Origin of the sequence: Glutamicibacter sp. AOP38-B1-38 (genome assembly GCF_052377485.1) — a bacterium.
In the GTDB taxonomy this organism is placed as follows: domain Bacteria; phylum Actinomycetota; class Actinomycetes; order Actinomycetales; family Micrococcaceae; genus Glutamicibacter.
Window position 1 is genome coordinate 1 of the sequence record NZ_JBQSWU010000054.1, and the last position, 6,722, is coordinate 6,722.

The 6,722-nt window shown below is 57.3% G+C and carries 7 protein-coding genes; 6 read left to right on the forward strand and 1 reads right to left on the reverse strand.

All coding sequences use genetic code 11. From position 1 onward, the window contains the following. On the reverse strand, window positions 1-502 hold a 502-nt coding region (locus ACT3TP_RS18265; protein WP_444621247.1), incomplete at its 3' end, for a hypothetical protein. A gap of 499 nt (window positions 503-1,001) precedes the next feature. Between ACT3TP_RS18265 and ACT3TP_RS18270 the strand changes: the two genes are divergently transcribed. From ACT3TP_RS18270 to ACT3TP_RS18295, 6 genes are all read left to right on the forward strand, one after another. Then, a complete protein-coding gene (locus ACT3TP_RS18270; RefSeq protein WP_444621248.1) occupies window positions 1,002-2,225 on the forward strand; it encodes an IS110 family transposase in 1,224 nt (407 codons plus the stop codon). A 311-nt stretch (window positions 2,226-2,536) separates the two neighbouring features. Beyond that, complete coding sequence (locus ACT3TP_RS18275) at window positions 2,537-3,607, forward strand: sensor histidine kinase (RefSeq protein ID WP_444621249.1); 1,071 nt, start codon at window positions 2,537-2,539, stop codon at window positions 3,605-3,607. Further along, the gene (locus tag ACT3TP_RS18280) at window positions 3,600-4,277 is read left to right on the forward strand and encodes a response regulator transcription factor (protein WP_443439311.1); all 678 of its coding nucleotides are present in this window, start codon (window positions 3,600-3,602) and stop codon (window positions 4,275-4,277) included. The genes ACT3TP_RS18275 and ACT3TP_RS18280 overlap by 8 nt, the downstream gene beginning before the upstream one ends. A gap of 150 nt (window positions 4,278-4,427) precedes the next feature. After that, window positions 4,428-5,168 (forward strand): ABC transporter ATP-binding protein, encoded by a 741-nt coding sequence (locus ACT3TP_RS18285; RefSeq protein ID WP_096254121.1) that lies wholly within the window; start codon window positions 4,428-4,430, stop codon window positions 5,166-5,168. Then, window positions 5,165-5,917: a hypothetical protein gene (locus ACT3TP_RS18290; protein ID WP_443445703.1), complete on the forward strand. Its 753-nt coding sequence runs from the start codon at window positions 5,165-5,167 to the stop codon at window positions 5,915-5,917. The genes ACT3TP_RS18285 and ACT3TP_RS18290 overlap by 4 nt, the downstream gene beginning before the upstream one ends. A 3-nt stretch (window positions 5,918-5,920) precedes the next feature. Further along, window positions 5,921-6,673 (forward strand): ABC transporter permease, encoded by a 753-nt coding sequence (locus tag ACT3TP_RS18295; protein ID WP_096254116.1) that lies wholly within the window; start codon window positions 5,921-5,923, stop codon window positions 6,671-6,673. Window positions 6,674-6,722: the final 49 nt, after the last annotated feature.

A 6,722-nucleotide genomic window follows, 5' to 3' on the forward strand; every position in this document is an offset into this window, starting at 1 on the left:
AAGCGTCGCCTTCCGACACAGCGGAGCAGTCCATCTTAATGAGGCGTAGGAGGTCAGCTATATGTTCAGAAAACAATTGGCGAAGACGGATCCCGCCCGCGCCACGGCGTGAAGATTCTGTCATCAAGAATGCGGAGCGTCCTTTTTCAGGAACTAGAAGAAGTGTGCGAGTTGTTCCAGTTGGTGCATGGCGCGACGAAAGCTGGAATTCGGATTCGCCGGTTTCTGAATCGACTACTTCCCCGGACTCACCGCTGGAACCGACTGATGTTTCTACTACAACGACCCGCGAAGCGTACCTGGATATACCTGTCACATTGACCCAAGTGTTTTTACTTTTGTCGACGGTATCTTCTCTTGTCAGCCTACTCAACCAATCGGAGAATATATCTAGGAGATCGCTACCTAGTAGATCAACCGGCGCGAAAACACGTCCAGCTCCTTCGCGCTTGCCCTTCTCACGAAAAGTTAATTCATGAATAGTAAGGACTCTTCTAGCCATCTGCTCCCCCATAACAATCGAAACTAGATCTCAAATGAAACTTACAGCATTAGGCCGACATTTAGAGATAACTGAGCGGAGTATGGTGAGCCCCAGATAGCATTTCAGTCCATGAGTGAACGACATGTCTGAGGGGTATCAAAATCGTTCGTTTAAGACACACTTAAAGCAGGCTCCCATGGAGTGCGACGGGTAGCTTCATCGGTCACTTGAGCCGCACCGCTACATGACGATTCAGGTGTTCCGTAAGGGGAACCCTCTACTGTGATGATGTTATTAGGTCATCAGCCCGGCGTGACTCAACCCTCTACCGACGCCCTTCAAGGTTGTCTTAGTCCCGATCTGTCCGCCGGCTGGTGGCCCGCACCAAACGTGCTGCCCAGCCGAGCATGACTTCATAGGAGCTTGTTCCAAAGATCCCATCACAGTACTGTCTGTCCGACTGGTCAACACGAGCCAACCCTGTTGCTTTACCAGTATCAGAGGAGCTCCACCCCTCATGGCAAACGAAGAATTCAAGGTCATCGCCGGCATCGACACACATGCCGACACACACCACGTCGCACTGATTACCGACTACGGAAAACGGCTTGGGGACCGCAAGTTCCTGGCCGTGGGTTCCGGGTACCGGCAGATCGCCGCCTATCTGACCCGTTTCGGACCCGTAACCGCTGTTGGCATCGAGGGCACCGGCTCCTATGGAGCCGAGCTCGCCCGTGTGCTGGCGGAACACGGCTTCATCATCCGGGAGGTGAACCGCCCAAACCGTGCCGAACGTCGCCTGCGTGGCAAATCCGACCCTCTGGACGCCTACCAAGCCGCCGAATCGGTGCTGGCGGACCGGGGCACGTCCACCCCCAAAGCCCGCGACGGTTATGTGGAAGCGCTGCGGGTACTGCGCACCGCACGTACCAGCGCCATGAAGGCCCGAACGGCCTTGATGAACCAAATCAGCGCAGTCCTCACTGCCGCCACGGACGAAGTCAGAGCCAAATATCGAGGTCTAAGCAGTGAGGCAAGGGTCAAGGCCATGGCCAGCAGCCGACCCACAGGCGATCCGGCGGATCCCGTCACAGCTACCCTGATGACGCTCAAGCGATTGGGGACGCGCCACCGGTTCCTGAGTGAAGAAATCAACGAAACTGATGCTGCGCTTGAAGCCATAATTTTGACCTATGCCCCAGAGCTTATGGACGTCAAAGGTGTTGGTGTCGTCGTCGCTTCTCAGCTATTGGTGACATTCGGCGATAATCCGGAACGCATGAACAGCGAAGCGGCTTTCGCGGCTCTGGCCGGTGTTGCGCCCGTCCCGGCTTCTTCCGGGAAAACAAGCCGTCACAGGCTCTGCCGAGGTGGTGACAGGCAAGCCAACAGCTCGCTTTACCGGATTGTCGTGGTTCGTATGTCCACAGATGCCAGGACACGTGCCTACGTGGCCAAACGTACCGAAGACGGTTTAAGTAAAAAGGAAATTATCCGTTGTCTCAAGCGTTATGTTGCCCGTGAAATATTCCACGTCATGAAGAATCCTAGGTCTGCTCCGTTGACCAACGATTTGCGGATCCTGCGTCTGAAATTGGGTCTGACGCAAGTGTTTGTTGCAGCTGCGTTGGGGACCTGGCCGGGCACGATCTCGCGCATTGAGCATGGCAAGTCCCAGGACTGTGAGGCCATCTCCAGATACCGAGCTTGGCTTGAAGAACAAGCTCCGGAACGCAATTGACAAGAATAGGAGCATCGGGACAGTTCCTGACAGTAGCTTGCGCCGTACTCCGATGTGCAGCATCGTGCTGATTCTTCGGAGTATTTTGGTTGTCCCGTTTGGAGGGTTTCTAGCCGAACCAGTCTGTCGTCATCGTTAGTCAGTGAAGAAGGCCCGATCTGCCGGCGCTGTGGACCGATAGGCTAGCTCAAGGTATGCATATTCTGGGCCCTCGGAGGGGAGTTCTCATTCAGTTCAATCAAGAAGATCGTCGAGTAGCAGCGTCCTTCGAAAATACTCTGGTTACAGCTGGGTGGCAGCGGAAACGGATCATGCTCGAGGTGCTGGCCGCGACGTTGGTCGTCCTGGTCCTGTGGGTGACCATTCCTGCCCCTGATCTGGCGTTGAGAATCACCCAGATCGCGCTCGGCGTCGTGGCAATCACAGGTGTTGGCTTACGTCACTTCTCCCCACGGATAGCGTTCACGCTCGCGTTTATCAGCACGGTCGTTGCAGCAGTGCTTGGCCTTACCGTTGACCCACTATTGCTGGCTGGTATCGCCTTGAATTCGGTCGCAGCCCAGCATGGCCGCCGGGCTTTTGCTCCGTGGATGCTGGGCGTCGTTCTTGCCGGGGCATTCATATCGATATTTATTAATGTTTCCGGTTCCGAAGATGACATGCGCAACGTGTTGTTCAGCGGTATCACGTTGTGCGGGGCGTGGGCTTTGGGAGTGAAAACCCGCACGGCACAGCAATTAGTTGCCGCGAACGCAGCGATCGAAGAACGCATGCGACTGGCTAGAGATGTTCATGACGTGCTTTCCCATTCCTTGGGAACGATCGGTGTCCAAGCAAGCGTGGCAGCACACATTGACGGGCTCAATCAGGTGCAGCTACGCTCCACCCTGCGAGACATTGAACAGCTTTCTCGCTCGTCCATCGCCGAACTCAAAATGCTGCTCAGCACGACGCGGAGAACGGATGACGAAACCGCACTCCCGGCGGCACTGCCGAATTTGCTGGCCGAGACCGCGCGTACGGCCGAACAATCTGGTGTCCTGACGACCATCACTGCCACCGGTATCGAGGAATTGCCGGCCGCGCACCGCATCACCACACATCGCATTGTGCGAGAGGCAGTCAGCAACATGATCCGGCACTCCGGGGCAACCCAATGCGACATCAAAGTCACAGCAACGGATCGCTCGGTGACCGTCACCGTCACCGACAACGGCCGTGGCGATATCTCGCACGGAAATGGCGGGTTTGGACTGATGGGAATGCAAGAGCGTGTGAACCTGCTCGGCGGAACCTTCCATACCGGGACCCTCCCTGCCGGAGGATTCGGAATATCGGCAGTACTGCCCCTGGCCCACGGAGAATATGGTGAAAATGAGTGACATGATTCGGGTTCTGATCGCAGATGACCAAGAACTCTTGCGCGGGTCCTTCCGTCTTCTGGTAGACAGTGCCCCGGGCATGATGGTCGTGGCTGAGGCTGCCGACGGAGAAGAAACCATCGCACTCTGCGCCCAACATCGCCCAGACGTGGTGTTGATGGACGTGCAGATGCCCCGGATGAGCGGGCTGGAGGCAACCCGTGCGCTTTGTTCTCAGCCGGACGGCCCGAAAGTTATCGTGCTGACGATGTTCGACCTCGATGAGTACGTCTATGAGGCGCTTCGTGCCGGGGCATCCGGGTTTCTCCTCAAGAACTCGCCTCCTGCCGAATTGTTGCGCGCGATCAAGGTGGTCCACGAGGGCAATGCCCTGCTGGCCCCCGAAATCACCAAGCGGCTCATCTCCACGCTGGCACCCCTTCCGAATGCTTCCACCATACGAGCGGGTGTGCCGCGAACGGATGCACGGTTGGATCGATTGACCGTGAGAGAACGTGAAACCTTTACGCTGATCGCCCGCGGCAGATCAAACGACGAAATCGCCACCGAGCTCCACCTGTCCCGGATGACGGTGCGAACCTATGTCAGTCGCATCCTCACCAAACTCGACTCCCGCGACCGCGCCGGACTGGTCGTCATCGCCTACGAAACAGGATTCATCACGCCCTGACAATCAGGTTCCTCATCGTTGACCGAGCAGAACTGTCAACATTCGCGGACTGCATTCACCCTTGAGCACTGGTAGGTGACTGCGAAATTGTTCCAAAGTGTCAACACCAGGGGACAGAGACCGATCACGGTTCTTGTTTGACTTGAACCTATGATCGAAATCAACAATCTCGTCAAACGCCACGGCACCCGCAATGTTGTCGATGACATCAGCTTCACCGCACAACCTGGCCGCGTCACCGGGTTCCTCGGACCGAACGGAGCCGGCAAAAGCTCCACTCTGCGCATTCTCTTGGGACTGGACAAGGCCACCTCCGGAACGGCTCTGATCAACGGGAGCGCCTACCGCAGCATGCACAATCCGCTGCGCACGGTGGGGGCGATGCTCGACGGTCCAGGTGCCAACAAGGGCCACACTGCCAAAGCCCATCTCACGTGGATCGCGCAAAGCAACGGCATACCGCTCTCCCGGATCAGTGAAGTCCTCGCGAAGACCGGTCTGAGCGATGCCAGCCGCACCAGGATCGGCGGATTTTCGCTCGGCATGGGCCAACGCCTGGGCATTGCTGCAGCACTACTGGGTGATCCGGAAATCTTGGTGCTCGACGAGCCAACCAACGGGCTTGATCCCGACGGGATCCGCTGGATACGCCGATTTTTACGGTCCATGGCGGAGGATGGGAAAACAGTTCTCGTTTCCAGCCATCTGATGGGAGAGATGGAAGAAACCGCTGATGACTTTGTTGTCATCGCCCGAGGCCTGGTTGTTGCACAGGGCGCCGGAGACGAAGTCCGAGGAAACCACTGCAACTTGGAGACGGCATTCTTCGCACTCACCGAAGGACAAACAGAATATCTTTCCGGCAGAATCGATGGCGCTGAACAAGCATGATGAATCTCTTTCGATCCGAAACCACTAAGTTGTTCACGACCGTTTCAACATGGGTCATTGCCGGTGTGGCGATCATGGCGACTTGGCCGATGGCCCTGACCAATGCCGGGGCTTCCACTCTACCGGCCGATGACCCTCGGCTCTTTTCGTCAGAGCCCATTCCACCGGAGTTCCAAGGATTCGAGATGGCAGGGTTTGGCTACGTGCTCGTGGTCGTCCTGGCAGCTCTCTGGGCAGGAAACGAGTATGGCAGCGGAATGCAGATACGCACCACCCTCACTGCCACTCCGAAACGCGGACGGCTTTTCCTCACGAAAGCACTGTTGCTGGCGGTAAGTGTCGGGATCATCGGTTTCATCACGATGACCGGCACGATCATCATCACCCATATGGCTTCAAGCTCCGGCCTTGACCCATGGGGATTGTCGCCTGAAATCTGGAAGCACCTTGGCGGGGTGACCCTCGCCTGGACAGTGACCGCGCTCATCGCCTTCGCCATCGGGTCCCTCGCCCGAACTGCGATCCTGCCACTGCTTTTGATAACACCCTTGGTCATCGGCATTGGTGACTTCCTCGCCACGTTCTGGAGTGGCGCAAAGTACTTGCCCGTGGCAGCCGGAGCGTCCATGTATAGCGACCCCGCCGCCGGAACCTACCTCAACCCGCTGACCGGCGGAATCGTTCAAGGACTGTGGGCACTCGGGCTGCTCTTCGCCGCGTACGTTTCATTTTGCCGCAGAGATGTCTGAGACATGAGCATGCTCAACACCCTTCGTTCCGAACTCACCAAGGCGCTCACCTTGCGCAGCATCCAGGCCACTCTACTTGCGGCTGTCTTGGTGCCGCCCTTGCTAGCATTCTTCTCAGGTCTGGCCTTCGACCCCACACGCACTGCGGCGGGTGGTTTTCCCCTCGAGTCACATGGTTTTGAGACCGCAGGCTTCGGACAACCGATCATCATCCTGTTCGCAGCTCTTGTGGTGGGCACCGAGTACTTGGATGCTCAAGTGCGAACAACTCTCACCGCTACACCCTCACGGACCCGGATCATCGGTGCCAAAATCCTTGTCACGGCGCTACTGTCCTCGCTTGCTGCTGCGCTCTCCACGACAGGTGCCGTGCTCCTCAAACATGCCGCCCTCGGTGACCATGGACTCAATTTAGACCAATTCACAACATCCATGGCATGGAACCTTCTGGGGGTAATCATCAACTACACCCTGCTCGGCTTAATCGCTGCCAGCGCGACACTGATCATGCGCAACTACATTGCCACCATCGTGCTCCTCGTCCCGATGGTCCTGGGGCTGACAATCTCTTTGGTCGGTGCGATACCGGTGCTGAAGTTCCTTCCCGACCTGGCAGGAATCCAACTCCTGACCGCATATCCCGGCGTCGGACTCCTTGAACCGATACCTGGTGCATTCGTCATGACGGCCTGGGCACTCGGACTCGGAACTATTGGGTGGCGGCTGTTCCATGCCCGCGATGTCGGAACCAACTAGAGGCCCTGAGGAGTCAGCGGCGACGCCCACGGGGGTTGCGCCCGCAAGG